11 protein-coding genes are annotated in these 14,374 nt (G+C 72.9%); 8 read left to right on the top strand and 3 right to left on the bottom strand.

Annotated elements, in window-relative coordinates; translation table 11 throughout:
• Positions 1-109 precede the first annotated feature (109 nt).
• The 6 genes from OG417_RS30680 to OG417_RS30655 all read left to right on the top strand — a co-directional run bounded on the left by OG417_RS30680 (position 110) and on the right by OG417_RS30655 (position 8,357).
• Positions 110-574 carry an ATP-binding protein gene (locus tag OG417_RS30680; RefSeq protein WP_329235929.1) on the top strand — a complete coding sequence of 155 codons (465 nt, stop codon included), beginning with the start codon at positions 110-112 and terminating at the stop codon, positions 572-574.
• A gap of 144 nt (positions 575-718) precedes the next feature.
• Positions 719-1,357: a TetR/AcrR family transcriptional regulator gene (locus tag OG417_RS30675; protein ID WP_329235927.1), complete on the top strand. Its 639-nt coding sequence runs from the start codon at positions 719-721 to the stop codon at positions 1,355-1,357.
• A gap of 177 nt (positions 1,358-1,534) precedes the next feature.
• Positions 1,535-2,407 carry an MEDS domain-containing protein gene (locus OG417_RS30670; protein WP_329235924.1) on the top strand — a complete coding sequence of 291 codons (873 nt, stop codon included), beginning with the start codon at positions 1,535-1,537 and terminating at the stop codon, positions 2,405-2,407.
• Between the two features lie 147 nt (positions 2,408-2,554).
• Positions 2,555-5,410 carry a helix-turn-helix transcriptional regulator gene (locus tag OG417_RS30665; protein ID WP_329235922.1) on the top strand — a complete coding sequence of 952 codons (2,856 nt, stop codon included), beginning with the start codon at positions 2,555-2,557 and terminating at the stop codon, positions 5,408-5,410.
• Between the two features lie 138 nt (positions 5,411-5,548).
• Positions 5,549-6,751, top strand: coding sequence for a polysaccharide pyruvyl transferase family protein (locus tag OG417_RS30660; protein ID WP_329235921.1), 1,203 nt, complete (start codon positions 5,549-5,551; stop codon positions 6,749-6,751).
• Positions 6,720-8,357, top strand: coding sequence for a right-handed parallel beta-helix repeat-containing protein (locus tag OG417_RS30655; protein ID WP_329235919.1), 1,638 nt, complete (start codon positions 6,720-6,722; stop codon positions 8,355-8,357). Before OG417_RS30660 ends, OG417_RS30655 begins: the two co-directional genes overlap by 32 nt.
• An 84-nt stretch (positions 8,358-8,441) precedes the next feature.
• On the opposite strand, the gene OG417_RS30650 is transcribed toward OG417_RS30655, so the two are convergent.
• Positions 8,442-8,894: a hypothetical protein gene (locus OG417_RS30650; protein WP_329235917.1), complete on the bottom strand. Its 453-nt coding sequence runs from the start codon at positions 8,892-8,894 to the stop codon at positions 8,442-8,444.
• A gap of 92 nt (positions 8,895-8,986) precedes the next feature.
• Positions 8,987-9,910, bottom strand: a complete 924-nt coding sequence (locus OG417_RS30645; RefSeq protein WP_329235915.1) for a LysR family transcriptional regulator — start codon at positions 9,908-9,910, stop codon at positions 8,987-8,989.
• Positions 9,911-10,390: 480 nt separating this feature from the next.
• Here OG417_RS30645 and OG417_RS30640 point away from each other — a divergent pair, with 480 nt between their 5' ends.
• Both OG417_RS30640 and OG417_RS30635 read left to right on the top strand, forming a co-directional pair.
• On the top strand, positions 10,391-12,133 hold the full coding sequence (locus tag OG417_RS30640) for a carbohydrate binding domain-containing protein (protein WP_329235913.1): 1,743 nt from the start codon (positions 10,391-10,393) through the stop codon (positions 12,131-12,133).
• A 123-nt stretch (positions 12,134-12,256) separates the two neighbouring features.
• Positions 12,257-13,273 carry a C40 family peptidase gene (locus OG417_RS30635; protein ID WP_329235911.1) on the top strand — a complete coding sequence of 339 codons (1,017 nt, stop codon included), beginning with the start codon at positions 12,257-12,259 and terminating at the stop codon, positions 13,271-13,273.
• A gap of 144 nt (positions 13,274-13,417) precedes the next feature.
• Here the strand turns inward: OG417_RS30635 and OG417_RS30630 are convergent, their stop codons facing one another.
• The gene (locus tag OG417_RS30630; RefSeq protein ID WP_329235909.1) at positions 13,418-14,374 is read right to left on the bottom strand and encodes a hypothetical protein; all 957 of its coding nucleotides are present in this window, start codon (positions 14,372-14,374) and stop codon (positions 13,418-13,420) included.

Below are 14,374 nucleotides of genomic sequence, written 5' to 3'. Positions count from 1 at the left end.
TGGGCGTCCGGGGCGCCGTCCGCGGGGGCACCTCCGGCATCCGCCGTTTCACCCTGGCGGGGAGGGTACGTCTCCGGCCGATGGAAAGTGTCGACCGTGGGGAGTGCTCGTGAAGGTATCGCTCGTGCTGTGCCTGCCCAGGGACGCCGAAACCGTCCGCGTCACCCGGGAGATCCTCGATGCCTCCCTGGCCACGCTGGAGGTGGCGAGCGACATCCGTGACGACATCACGCTGGCTCTGGGGGAGGCGTGCGCCAACGTCATCCAGCACGCCGACCCGAGCGATGAGTACGAGGTCAGGGTCCAGGTGACGAACGCGCGATGCGTGGTGGAGGTCGTCGACACGGGCCGTGGATTCGACTCCGCGCTGCTGAACAAGGTCCACGCCGACCAGGTGGCCACCGCCGAGCACGGACGCGGCCTGCAGATCATCGACGCCCTGTCGGAGAACCTGCGGATCGAGAGCCGTCCTCTGCAGGGCGCGATGATCCGGTTCGAGAAGCGTCTCCGGGCGGAGCCGTCATTCGCGGGGTCGGCGCGCTCCGGCGCGGCGGACTCTTCGCCGGGGCGCTGAACCGCCGCCGGCGACCGGCGCGGGAACGGCTGTCCGGCGCCGAACCGCGTCCGGAGATTAGAGGACTGGTGGTACCTAGTCGAGGCACGCTAACATGCGCTTCGAGCAACGGCAAGGTACTTTCCGACCCATGGGAGGGCGTGCATGCGACCGGACACGACGCCGCGCGGCTCGGACGCGGACACCGGCGGCGCGGTGCGGCGCACACGACGCCGGGGCGAGGAGGTCGAGCGGGCCGTCCTGCGGGCCGCGGTGGACGAGCTGACCGAACGCGGGTACGACGGGTTCACCATGGACCGGGTCGCCGCCCGGGCGGGCACCAACAAGACGGCGATCTACCGGCGCTGGTCCAGCCGCAGCTCGCTGGCGCTCGCGGCCTACCGCGAGATGGTCGCCCGGCCGGACGACCCGCCGGACACCGGCGACCTTCGATCGGACGTCATCGAGCTGCTGCGTTCGGTCGCCGACCGGCTGGCCTCCCCGTCCGGCGCCGGGGTGCTGCGCGGCCTGATGATGGACGCGCGCCGCGATCCGGAGCTGATGGCCGCCCTGCGCGACGACTTCGTCCGCAGCGAACCGGGCACCATGCTGATCCTGCTGGCGCGCGCGGTCGCCCGCGGTGAGGCGCGCCCGGAGGCCCTGGTGCCGCGCGTCGCCACCGTTCCTGTGGCCCTGCTCCGCGACGAGCTCACCATGAGGGGGCCGGGGGGCATCTCCGACGAGACGATCGCGGAGATCGTCGACCTGGTGTTCCTTCCGCTGGTCCGGCCCGTGCCCCGCTGACCGGGGGACTTCCCGCAGGCGGGCGGCGGCGGCCCGGGGGAGCCGCGTTCGACGGCCGGCGGGCCGGGCGCCTGATGTCCTGGCGGAACGTCCGCGTCGAGCGGAGTCGCCCAGAGCCGACAGGCGTTCGGCGTACACTCACGGGTGGTAGCCGGACGACTACTTTGTGGACTGCAAATGGGAACCCGCATTACGGCACTACCGGTGGGCGAGATCCGGCCGGGTGACCATGCCGCGTTCCCGTTCGCGACGGCCGCGGAACAGGCGCAGGTCATCGGGCCGTTCCTCCGGGACGGCCTGGCCGCCCGCCAGAAGGTCATCTACGTCGGTGAGAGGGGCCATCGCGGGCTTCCCGGGCTCGGCGACCCCGCCGACGCCGACCGTCTCGTCCGTACGGGGCAGCTACGGGTCATCCCGAGCGGCGTGGTCTGGCTGTCCCAGGGCCGTTTCGACCCCGACCGGATGTTCGCGGTGATCGGCCGGGAGGTCACCGAGGCCGCCGAGCAGGGATATCCGGCGGTCCGGCTCACCGCCGACATGAGCTGGGCGCTCCGCCGGCCCGGTGCGTACCCGCTGATGCTGGCCTGCGAGGCCCGGTTCGCCGAGGCCATCGCGGCCGAGACCGCCGTGATGGCGATCTGCCAGCTCGACCGCAGCCGCTGCCCCGCCGAGCAGGTCAGGGCGCTGACCGGCACCCACCGTCTGCGGGTGACCGCCAACCCCGTGTTCGACGACGGCGTCCTCCGCATCACCCGCAGCCACGCGCCCGACGGCCTGCGGCTCGCCGGCGAGCTCGACACCGCACGCCAGGAGCCGTTGCTGACCGCGCTCACCTCGATCGGCGCCGCCGCCGACGCGCACCTGGACTTCGCGGAGGTGCGCTTTCTCGACCTGGGCATCCTCAGCCTCCTGGTCACCTACGCCCTGCGCACCTCGCCCGGCCGGCGGCTGGTCCTGGACAACCTTCCGCCCGACGTGGCCGGCCTGATCCAGACGCTCGGCTGGCGCCACCTGCCGGGCCTCGCCCGCGGACGCTCCCGGCTGCCGTGACCGGCGGCGCGGGCGGGGGTGCGCCGACGCCGGAGGCGGCGACCGCCGGAGCGTGCCGCCGACTCCCTCGCTCCGCCCGGTGACGGGCGCGCGGCGGACTCCCGCGAGCGGTCCGGCCGCAAGGCGCTGACCAGGTACGTTGGTCGCGTGGGCTCTCGTCTCCCGGCGGGTGAGTGGACGTCCGCTCCGGGTGCTCCGGCCGCGCGCCTCCGGCCGCCGCGGGCCGGTCTGCGTGGCCGGGACCGGGAGTGGCACGTACTGACCCGTACGCTGAGCGCGGCCGAGGCCGGCCGCGGCGGAGTGGTGCTGATCGACGGCCAGTCGGGCATGGGCAAGACCCGGCTGCTCGCCGCGGCTGCCGAGACGGCGGCGACCCGGGGCTTCACGGTCGCCCGGGGCGGGGTGGAGGAGCCGGGGCGGCTGGAGCCGCTGGCGCCGCTGACGGCGGCCCTGGGGGAGTCCACCCAGACGCTGCTGGCCTCCGTGGCGAACATCCGCGGCGACGCGTCCGACCTGCGGCTGTGGCTGGTTCAGGAGCTCCAGGCCCGGCTGGAGCGGCGCGTCACCCGGGGCCCGCTCCTGGTGACGCTCGACGACCTGCACTGGGCCGACCCGACGACGCTGCTCGCGCTGCGCACCCTGATCCCGGAGCTGGCCTCGTACCCGCTCGTGTGGATCCTGTCCCGTACGACCGGAAACGGCGCCGGCGTGGACCGGCTGTACGAGGTGCTCGAACGCGAGGGCGCCACGCGGATGAGCCTCGGCGCGCTCGACGACCGGGCGGTGGCCGAGGTCGTCGCCGACGTGCTCGGCGCGACGCCCGACGCCGAGGTGCTGGCGCTGGCCGCCGGCGCGGGCGGCAATCCGTTCATGCTCGTCGAGCTGCTCGGCGGCCTCCTCGACGAGAGCGCGGTGAAACTCGGTGACGGTCACGCGCGCCTGGTCTCCCAGCGGCTCCCGCACCGGGTGCAGGAGACGGCGCGACGCCGGCTGGGGCGGTTGTCCGCGCACTGCCGTCGTGTCCTGCAGGTGGCGGCCGTCCTCGGCCGCTCGTTCGACGCGAACGACCTCGCCGACATGCTCGGCGAGCTGCCCAGCCGGCTGCTGCCCGCGGTCGAGGAGGCGGAGGCGGCGGGAGTCGTCGTGCCGGACGGGGACCTGCTGGCGTTCCGGCACGACCTGCTGTGGCGGGCGATGACCGAGAGCATGCCGGAGCCCATGCGCCGGGCCCTGCACCGCCAGGCCGCGGGCATGCTGCTCGACCGTAGCGGCTCGTGCATCCGCGCCGCCGCGCACCTGCTGCGCTCGGCCGGGCCGGGCGACCCGGAGGCCGTGGCAGGGCTCGACCGGGCGGTACGCGAGGTGCTGCCGTCCTCCCCGCAGACCGCGGCCGAACTCGCCCTGCGCGCCCTCGAACTCACCCCGCCCTCCGACGCCGGCCGGTTCGACCGTACGGTGACGGCCATCTCCACGCTCAGCAACGCCGGACGGCCGGCCGACGCGGCCGAGCTCGCACGCACCGCGCTGAAGCGGGCCACGGGGCCCCGGCAGGCCGCCCGGCTGCGGCACGAACTCGCGTGCACGCTCATGCTCGCCGGGCGGGCCGCCGAGGCGGTGGCGGAGGCGGAGCGGGTGCTCGAACAGCGGGACCTGCCGGACGAGCTGCGCGGCGTCGCCGAGCAGGTACTGTTCCGCGGCATGTTCGCCAACCACGACCGGCGCGGGCACGAGCGGGCGGAGGCGGTCGTGGCCGGCGGCGAACGCCACGGCCCGATCGCCCTGACCGGCGCGCACATGCTGCTCAGCACCGACACCTGGGCCGAAGGGCGGTGCGCCGAGGCGATCGGGCACATCCGCGAGGCCACCCGCATCGCGGCGGGCGGGCCGCTCAAGGCCCAGTACGCGCACCCGCGCCTGCACCTGATCAGCCTGCTCACCGACACCCGGCAGCTCGAGGAGGCCGAGAGCGTCCTGCGGATCGCCGACGAGGAGATCACGGCGCTCGGCCACACCGCGTACAGCCCGTGCCCGGCGATTTTCCGCGCCCGGCTGCGACTCGCGCAGGGCCGGCTCGACGACGCCGCCGCCGAGGCACGGGCGGGGCTCGGCAGAGCCGACGAAGTGGGCACGCACGCGTTCGACCTGCTGGCCTTCGCGGTGCTCGCTCTCGTCGGCGTGCTCCGCGGCGACATCGACGCCGCCGTGCGGAGTGTGGAGCGGTACGAGTCCTCGCACCGCCGGGGCAGGGGCGCGACGTACGGGATGCGCTGGGGCGACTGGGCCGTCACCCGGGTCGTCGACGCCCGGGCGGGCGCGGAGCGGGCGATCGAGGAGTTCCACTCGCGGTTTCTGGGCACCCTCGAACACCGCCGGCTGCTCATGACCGAGCCCAACGCCGCCGCCTGGCTGACCCGTACCGCCCTCGCCGCCGGCGAACGGCCGGTCGGGGAGGCCCTCACCGCGATGGCCGAGACCCTCGCCCGCGACAACCCCGGCTTCCCGACCTACGCCGCCTCCGCCGCTCACGCGCGGGGGATCGCGGACGCGGACCCGACGGCGCTGGCCCGGGCCGTCGCGACCTACCTCGAACCCTGGAGCCGCGCCTCGGCGGCCGAGGACCTGGGCGTCCTGCGCGCCCGTACGCCGGCCACCCGCGAGGCGGCGATCCGTGACCTGGACGAGGCGCTGGCCGGCTACCGGCACGTCGGCGCGGTGCGGGACGCGGCACGGGTCCGCGCCCGGCTGCGGGAGTTCGGGGTGCGGCGCCGCGACCACCAGGCGGAGCGCCCGGCCTCCGGGTGGGCCGCGCTCACCGACACCGAGCGCGCCATCGCGGCGCTCGTCGCGGAGGGGCTGACCAACCCCCAGGTCGCCACCCGCATGTTCATCTCACCGCACACCGTGAAGTTCCACCTCGGCCAGGTCTTCCGCAAACTCGGCATCGGCTCGCGCGTCGAGCTGGCCCGCCTCGTCGCCGAGCACGCGCCGCCCGTCCCCAAGTGAACGACCTCGGCCCCGAGGCACGCGCCGGACCCGGGGCGAAGATGTCCCCGGTGCCCTGTTGACGCAGGTCCGTCGCGGGGTGCGATGGTGGAGTGAACACACATCGTCACAGGCATGTGTCGAGGTGGTGATCGGGGGATGGCGGATTTCGGGGACCGCGCGCTCCGGATCGGGGTGCTCGGCTCCTACGGGGGACTGAACCTCGGCGACGAGGCGATCCTCACCTGCGTGCTGGACGGCCTCCGGCAGATCCGCCCGACCGCGGAACTGATCATCTTCAGTCGTCACCCGGAGGACAGCCGGCGCCGTTTCGGCATGACCGCGGTGCCCTACACGGGGGTGCCGCAGAGCCAGTTGATCGAGGCGGAGACCGGGCTGGACCTGCTGGTCCTCGGGGGAGGCGGCGTGCTCCACGACGGCCAGGCGGGCGCGATCACGCGGCCGGTACGGCTGGCGCAGGAACTCGGCATCCCCACCTTCGGCTACGCGATCGGCGCCGGGCCGCTGACCGACCGGGCGGAGATCCGCCTCGTCCGCGAGGTCGTGGAGAACATGACCGACCTGACGGTACGGGACCACGAGTCGATCCTGGTGCTGGAGAACGCCGGGGTCGGCCGGCCGATCTCGGTGACCGCCGACGCCGCGGTCCTGCTGGAGCCGGAGGACTTCACCGAGGAGATGCTGCTGCGTGAGGGCATCGACGACCACGACCGCCTGGTCGGCATGTCGGTACGCGAGCCGGGCCGGGCGGCCGACCACCTCGACGAGGCCAGCTACCACGAGCTGCTCGCGAACGCCGCGGACTTCATGACCTACCGGCTCCAGGCCCAGACGGTGTTCGTGCCGATGGAGCGGGGCGACATCGCGCACGCCCACGCGGTGCTGTCGGCGATGAACGCCCCCGAGACCGCGCGGATCCTCAACCGCGCGTACCGTCCAGCGCAGATCGCCGGGCTGATGCGTCACCTGGACTTCGCCGTGGGCATGCGCCTGCACTTCGTGATGTTCGCCGCGCGGGCCGGCGTCCCGGTCCTGCCGCTGCCCTACGCCGGCAAGGTCTTCGACTTCGCGCAGGTGGTCGGCGCGCCCGCCCTGACCGGCGTGGCCAGGAGGGAGACCGGGCCCCTCCTGGCCGAGCTCGACCGGCTGTGGGACGAACGCGACGCCTGCACCGAACGCCTGCGGCAGCGCTTCGCGGTGCTGCGCGAGCGTGCGCTGCAGAACCTGGAACGCTGCCGCGCCCTGATCGACGGCCTGGAGGTCCGGGCCTCCCCGACGGTCGGCATGGGCGCGGACCTGGGAGGAGCGGATGCCGGACCTGTTCGTCCACAACGCTCGTGAGCACGGCCTGGCCGGCGACGGTAAGACCAACGACCAGCCCGCGCTGCAGGCCATCGTGCACAAGCTGGGGGACGCCTACGCCGCGGACGGCCGGCCCCGGACGATCTACTGCCCGTCGGGGGTGTACTCCATCCAGGACGAGGCCACCGTCTGGCGCAGCGGAGTCTCCCTGATCGGGGCCGGCCCGGCGGCCACGCGGTTCACCCTGTCCAACCCCGGCAACGCGGAGGCCGCCACGCCGCTGGCGTTCTTCACCGCCCTGCAGCACGGGGCGAGCCCCGGCAACCCGATCGCCGACTGCACCTTCGCGCACTTCGAGATCGACGGCTCGGACATGATCCTGCCCGAGTACGACGTGTACGCCAAGGGACTGGGCCTGCAGTTCGTGCTCCGCGGCCGGTTCCGCGACCTGTACATCCACGACACGCCCGCGACCGGGTTCGGCTGTGACTTCCTGCAGGACTCCTTCGTGGAGGGGCTTCTCGTCGTGCACTGCGGGCGGCTGGAGCACGGCGAGTGGCTGGGCGGAGCCGGCATCGGCATCGGGACCGGCGGCTGGGGGCCCACCGAGCGGTGCACCGTCTCCTCCTGCACCACCGTGCGCAACGGCACCAACGGGATCTTCTTCGAGCTGCAGAACCGCCGCTGGGCGCCGACCCGCGGTCTCCGGGTGATCGGCTGCCATTCGGAGGGCAACCGGTTCGGGATCTCCGACTGGGGTGCCGAGGGGCTCATCGTCTCCGGCTGCACGCTCATCGCCAACCACCAGGCCGGCTACGACGTCTCGGCGCTGGGCACCTCGGCGGTCGCCGGGCGCGGCGGGATCGTGACCGGCTGCGTGATCGAGGACAACGTCTGGGACGGCGTCGCCATCGGGAACACCCCCGGCCCCTACACCGTCTCGGGCAACCGGATCAGCTGCAACGGCCGCTACGGGTACTGGCAGCACAACCTGTCCGGCGGCGCGCAGGAGGCGGCGGCGGACATGATCATCGAGGCCAACGAGTTCTGGGGCAACGGCCTGGAGGGGATCTACGTCGCCTCGGCGCTCCGCGACCCGGCCATCGGCGGGAACCGGATCCGCAACAACGGCCGGCGGGTCGAGCCGGCGGCGAGCGGCGGCGGCGAGACGGTCGCCTACACCGCGCAGTCGCTGATCGACACCGCCGCCTGCTGGCGGCCGAACGGGCACATCGGCAAGTGGGTCACGGCCGACGCGCAGCAGGCCGTCGTCATGGCCAACACCGAGAACGAGCTCGTCCTCGCCCCGGTGCGCCCCGGCGCGACGACGGCATGGGCCGAGGGCACGCCCGAGCCCGGTGTGCCGTACCGGCTGCCCGGCACGCCCCGCGTCCGGGCCGGCATCACCCTGGCCGCCGGCGTGCACGACCCCACGATCCGCGACAACCGCGTCTGGGACGGCCAGGCGCGCAAGACCCAGACCCACGGCCTGGCCATCACCGAGGACGGCGTCTGCGGCGGGGGCTGGATCCACGACAACGACCTGACGGGCAACGCCGACGCTCCCGTCCGCTTCGACACGGCGCCGACGGGAGGCTGCTGGCGGCACAACCACGGCATCGACGAATGCCCCGGCGCTCGCTGACCGGACGGGCGCCCCGCCGGCCGTCGCCGTACCACGCGCGGTCCCGTCTCCCGCGCCGGGGAGCGGTGCACGGACCGCCGCGGATCACGCTCCCTCGTTCTGCAGAGGGATCACCGGCGCCTGGCCCATCCTGATGCTGAACACGATCGCGCCCGCGAGCGCGAGCAGCAGTGCCACGGCCCCGGCCACGACGGCCGCGCGGGCGACGGCCTCGGACTCGGGCCGGGGGCCGAGTCGCAGTTCGAGCCAGGCGAGCACGACCGACAGCACCGAGACGGGCAGCACCGCGAACCACAGGGAGCCGATCACATAGGTGACGGTGCGCCCGACGATGTCCATGTACGGCGACACCGGGCCGGCCAGACCCGTCCGGTAGATCCGTAACGGGGTGGGGCGGATCAGCAGAAGCCAGGCGGCCCACGTGGCCACCGCCAGCACGAGCCCGACCACGCTCAAGGTGATCGACGCGATCGCCAGTCTGTCGTAGCCCACCGCCCGGGTGTCCCGTGCGTCGTCGGCCGTCTCGGTGTCCGCCATGGGTCCTCCTTCGTTTCGCGCAGCATCGCGCGGAACCGGGGTCGGGACCAGACCCAACCGAAGCGCGCGGCGGTCAGGTGCGGGGACGGCCGTCAGTGCCAGGGAGGGACCGGAGGGCGAAGGCGGCCCAGCTCGGGATCGCGGGCCAGGGCCACCGCCAGGTCGCGGAACGCCTTGATCTCGGGCCGGAGATCGTCTCTCCGGCTGATCAGCGCGCTCGCCTCCCACGGCGCGTCGACGACCGGTATGGCGCACGTGCCGGGAGCGCGGTAGTAGCGCCCGAGCGAGTGCAGCGTGCCCGCGACGCCCCATCCGGCGGCGATGCTGGTCATCAGGTCCTGCGCGGAGGTCGCCCGGCCCACGCCCCAGCGGGTCTCCATGCCGTTGCGGGCCGCCGCGAAGCTCCCGTAGTCCGACAGCAGCCGGGGTGTGGTCTCGGGAAAACGGACGAAGTCCAGGTCGAGAACGTCCGCGAGCCGTACGCCCTCCGCGTCGGCGAGATCGCCGGCCGCCACCGTGAGGAGGATCCGGGGCTCGACGGTGAGGGTGTCGGTGACCACGCGTTCGTCGTGGGGAGCCGGCCGGATGAAGGCGACGTCCACCCGGTGTTCGAGGACGGCCGACAGGAAGTCGGTGAAGCCGAGGCTCTCGACCACGAGGCGGGTGCGCGGCTGCGCACGGCAGAAGGCGCGCAGGATGGCGGGCGTCAGCTCCGCGGCGCCGGGGGCCATGACGCCCACGCGGATCACCGTCTCACGGGTACCGTGCAGGTCCTTCACGGCGGCGGACGCGGCGTTCGCGGCGGCGACCATGGCCTGGGCGTGGGGCAGGAACCGCGTACCAGCCGGCGTCAGCGACACCGGCGAGCGGTGCAGGAGCGGGGTTCCCAGGTCCCGCTCGAGCTGGCGGACATGTCCCGTCACCGCGGGCGGAGACAGGAACAACCTGCTCGCCGCGCGCGCGAACTGCCCTTCCTCGACCACCGCGAGAAAAGACTCGACATGCCGAAGCTGCATATCGCTACGCTATGTTATCGACGCTGGTAAAGGCCGATGTGGCCGCCGGAAGCGGCGTCGGCTCCGGTGCGCCCGGGCCTCCGTCGCGCGCTCACCGCTCCCCACCCTGCCGGGCTTCCCGTCCCGGCCGCGCCGACCTTCTCATCCCGGCCCTGCGCGGGGGGCTTCCCGTCCCGGCCCCGCGCGGGGGGCTTCCCGTCCCGGCCCCGCGCGGGGGGCTTCCCGTCCCGGCCCCGCGCGGGGGCTTCCCGTCCCGGCCGCGCCGCGCTTCCCGGCTCCGTCGGCGCCCGCGCACGGGGCCTGGACGCGTAACTGTTAAGAACCTTGACAGATATGGCGTGCGGTCTGACGATGGTGCGCACGCGGATCCGCATCCCTGCTCGCCCGACTTCGTGACGTCCTCACCCGGCCGAGGCCGGGAGTCCGCCGTGCTCCGCCTGCCCCAGGGCGGGGCGCGGCCGTCACCCCCCAGGAGCCCCCATGCGACCACATACGCCCCTGCGTGCCCTCCTCGCCACAACCGCGCTGATCCTGTCCGCCTTCGGCCTCGTCACGGTCACCACGACGACCGCCGGCGCCGCCGGCCTGCCCACCCACGTGTTCGCCCCCTACTTCGAGGCCTGGACGGGGGACGACCCCGCGGCCCTGTCCCAGCAGTCCGGCGCCAAGTATCTGACCATGGCGTTCATCCAGGCCGCCGCCCAGGGATCGTGCACGCCGTACTGGAACGGCGACACCGGATCGCCGATCGCCTCGTCCTCCTTCGGCGCCTCGATCTCCTCGATCCAGTCCGCCGGCGGCGACGTCATCCCGTCCTTCGGCGGCTACACGGCCGACAACACCGGCACCGAGATCGCCGACAGCTGCACCGATGTCGGCCAGATCGCCGCGGCGTACGAGAAGGTCATCACGACGTACGGCATCACGCGGATCGACCTCGACACCGAGGACAACTCGCTGACGAACTCCGCCGGCATCGACCGCCGCAACAAGGCGGTCAAACAGGTGGAGGACTGGGCCGCCGCGAACGGCCGTACGGTGCAGTTCTCCTACACGCTGCCCACGACGACCGGCGGCCTGGCGGCGAGCGGGCTCAACGTGCTGCGGAACGCGGTGTCCAACAACGCCCGGATCGACGTCGTCAACATCATGACCTTCGACTACTACGACAACGCCTCGCACGAGATGGCGAACGACACCAAGACCGCCGCCACCGGCCTGCACGGCCAGCTCGCCGGCCTCTACCCGGGCAAGAGCTCGGCGGAGCTGTGGAACATGATCGGCGTCACGGAGATGCCCGGGATCGACGACTTCGGACCGGCCGAGACGTTCACCACGGCCGACGCCGCACCGGTCGAGCAGTGGGCCGCGAGCACCGGGATCAACACGTTGTCGTTCTGGGCGCTCCAGCGGGACAACGGCGGCTGCCCGGGCACCGGCGGCGCGAATGACTGCTCGGGCGTCGCGCAGGACACCTGGTTCTTCAGCCACGCGTTCGAGCCGTTCACCGGTGGGGGCGGCACGCCCGCGAACGACTTCTCGATCGCGGTCGCGCCCTCCGCGGCGGCCGTCGACCCCGGCGGCTCCACATCCGCGACGATCAACACGGCGGTGACGTCCGGGTCCGCCCAGTCGGTCGCGCTGACGGTGAGCGGCGCGCCCTCCGGGGTCACCGTCTCGGTCAGCCCGGCGTCGGTGACCGCGGGCGGATCCGCCACGCTGAAGCTGACCACGACGTCGGCCGCCGCACCCGGCGGCCATTCGATCACGGTCACCGGAAAGGCGGCCTCGGGCAGCCACAGCACCACCTTCACGCTCACCGTCAACGGCCCGGGCGGTGGCGGCGGTTCGCTGGTCAACGGCGGCTTCGAGTCGGGCCTGAGCCCGTGGACCTGCCAGCCGGGCGGGACCGTCGTGTCCTCGCCGGCGCACTCGGGCGGTCACGCGCTGCAGGTCGCCGCCACCTCGAGCCAGACGGGTGAGTGCGACCAGTCGCTCACGCTCCAGCCGAACCACGCCTACACGCTGACCGGCTGGGTCCAGGGCGCCTACGCGTTCGCCGGGGTCTCCGGCGACGCGACGGCGAGCACCTGGGCGTCGTCCAGCGGCTGGACCAAGCTGACCGTGCCGTTCACGACCGGCGCGACGGGCAAGGTCACGGTGTACGCCCACGGCTGGTACGCCCAGGGCCCGGTCTACGCCGACGACTTCGCCGTCTCCTGACCGCCGCAGAGCGTGCGGTGGCCCCCGCCGGACCACCGCACGCTCGCCGGGACCCGTCCGACGGTGAGACGCCTTCCCGCGGTGGCTCTGGACATCGGCCCGCGCGCCCGGTCGAATGTCGATGTGAAGACTCTTTCCCGGTTGCTCGTCGCCCTGCTCGCCCTGCTAGCGCCGTCCGGCGTCCTGGCGGCCACGCCGTCTTCCGCGGCGGAGCCGGCCACGGCGTACGTCGACGTCGCGGTGGCCACCGCGTGGGTGCGGCCCGGGCTCGACCGGCCCGTCGACGCGCCGGCCGTGGCGAACCCGGCCGACATACGGAAGTGGACCGCGGACATGACGCTGGCGCAGCGCGCCGCCCTTGTCGGCCGGCTGGAGACCCAGGCGCTCTACGGCACGCCCGTGCGGATCCTCGAACGGCAGGGAGACTGGGTGCACGTCGCCGTCACCGGCCAGCCGACGCCGCGCGACCCGCTCGGCTACCCGGGCTGGGTGCCCGCGCGCCAGCTGACCCGGAACGCGGGCTTCGCCACGCTGCGGCGGTCGCGACCCGTCGCGACGGTGACCTCCGCGAGCGCGTGGTTGTCCACCGACCCGGCCGGCCGCCACCACGAGATGGAGCTGTCGGCCGACACCCGTCTGCCGGTGCTGAGGCGGTCCGGCCCGGCGGTGCTCGTCGCCACGCCCGACCGCGGCGGGCGCTGGCTGCCCGCCCGCGACGTGCGGGTGCTGGACGCGGCGGCGAGTCTGCCCCGGCCCACGGGCGCCGACCTGGTCCGCACCGCCAAGATGTTCGCCGGGCTGCACTACCTGTGGGCGGGCACGTCGTCGTTCGGCTTCGACTGCTCCGGGTTCACCCACACCGTCTATGACCTGAACGGCATCACGATCCCGCGCGACTCCGACGCCCAGAAGGACGGAGGGCGGCCGGTGGACCGGGCCGACCTGCGACCCGGCGATCTGATCTTCTACGCCCACGACCACGGCACCGGATCGATCCACCATGTCGGCATGTACATCGGCGACGGGTACGAGATCGACGCCCCCGCCAACAGCGCGACCGAGGAGAGCCCGCTGGAGATCGTCAAAGTGGACGAACACCGGTACGCGGACGAGTACGCCGGGGCCGCGCGATACCTCTGACGGACCACATCGGACGGCGGCCACCGCCGGTCATCTGCGTGCGACACGCTTACGTGATCGCAGCGGTGGCCGTCTCGAGTTCCAAGTGCGGCTGGAGTGCTGGTACCTGATGTAGTCGCGGCCGTGCCGGGGGTCATGTCGCGGTCAGTACCAGTTGTGGGAGACCTCGTGTGCCCATGCGGCGCTGGGGCTTCCGTATCGGTCGCGGATGTAGTTGAGACCCCACTGGATCTGTGCCTTGTAGTCACCGAGATCGAACACGTGGCCGTGGCCGAGCGCCTGGGGGATGCCGGCCGCTCCGCTCGACGGGTTGACGGCGTTGGCGTTCCAACCGCTTTCCTGGTTCCAGAGCTTGACCAGCGATTCCCAGTTGCCGTCGTCGCTCCAGCCGTACTGGGCCATCAGCGACCTGGCGTACGCCTGCGCCTCCTTCGCGGAGGCGCTGTGCGTGCTGGTGTCGCCACTCGGCGACGGACCGTGTCCATGAGAGCCGCTCGTTCCGTACGGCGCGGCGGGAGGGCCGGTGGGATGGCCGTTGCCGGGATTCGTAGGACTCAGTCCGGCCAGCGCCTGCGCCAGGTCGGTGTCCGCACGCCCCGCCTTCGCCACCGCGGCGTCGATCTTCGGCTGGAGATCGTTGATGTGCGTCTGGGCGTCGTGGACGAGTTTGTTGACGTCGGCCTGGGTCAACGACTTCTTTCCGTGCGTGTCCATCGTGACCGTGCCGACCGCGGGCGGGGTGTAGGACAGCTGTCCGGTCTTGGCGTCGACCGTGAGACCATAGCCCTGCGCCTGGTGAGTCAGGCCGATGAGTGTGTTCTTGGCCTTGTCGAATGCCTCGCCCGCGTCGATCAGCACCGTCTCGACGTTCCCCAGCTTTTCGGCCGAGTACTTCAGGCCGGAGTGCGTGCCGTCGACCTTTTCGCGTGCGAGCACGGCCGGCGGGCCGTCCCAGCTCGGGTTGTCGATGTGGTGACCGACCTGTTCCTTCAGATATCCGGCGTGGACCAGAACGGCGTCCGCCCATTCCTTCCACACCCCGGCGGTCGCTCTGAGCTTCGGCGGATCGGCCTTCATGACATCGCCATAAGTGACGGACAT

The sequence above is a fragment of the Actinoallomurus sp. NBC_01490 genome (assembly GCF_036227085.1).
GTDB lineage: Bacteria > Actinomycetota > Actinomycetes > Streptosporangiales > Streptosporangiaceae > Actinoallomurus > Actinoallomurus oryzae.
The sequence above is the reverse complement of the archived record's forward strand: the minus strand, read 5'-3'. Positions and strand labels throughout refer to the sequence as shown.